Here is a 415-nt window from a genome sequence, read left to right as displayed (position 1 = left end):
TGCCAGCTCCCCGTAGCTTTTCGCAGGCTACAACGTCCTTCATCGCCTGTAATCGCCAAGGCATCCACCATGTGCACTTATTCACTTGTCCCTATAACGTTGGCCCCTGCATGAGTGTCAGGGAACGTCATAGGCAAATGACAGCTGTGTTGTTTGTTGATACAACAGATTTTCTACCCTAAGTGTGTGTCTAACTTTCGTTAGCTACACGCTTAAAGAAAACTTTACTTCTTCCAGATTGTTAAAGAACGAGAACTACRCTTATCGAAATCCAGTYTGKACTGAACTTGGATAAATGCAGTGAACAGAGAGTGGTGGAGGATGACGGGATCGAACCGACGACCCCCTGCTTGCAAAGCAGGTGCTCTCCCAGCTGAGCTAATCCCCCATACGTAACGTGGTAGGGCTGGTTGTT

General features: G+C 47.8%; 1 tRNA gene and 1 rRNA gene. Both read right to left on the bottom strand.

From position 1 onward, the window contains the following. Window positions 1-91: ribosomal RNA gene (locus AC1DIX_RS28000) — 23S ribosomal RNA — on the bottom strand; the annotation flags it as partial. Between the two features lie 221 nt (window positions 92-312). Further along, window positions 313-388, bottom strand: a tRNA-Ala gene (locus AC1DIX_RS27995). Between the last annotated feature and the right edge of the window lie 27 nt (window positions 389-415).

It is taken from the genome of Massilia sp. 05N420 (assembly GCF_056397205.1).
The sequence above is the reverse complement of the archived record's forward strand: the minus strand, read 5'-3'. Positions and strand labels throughout refer to the sequence as shown.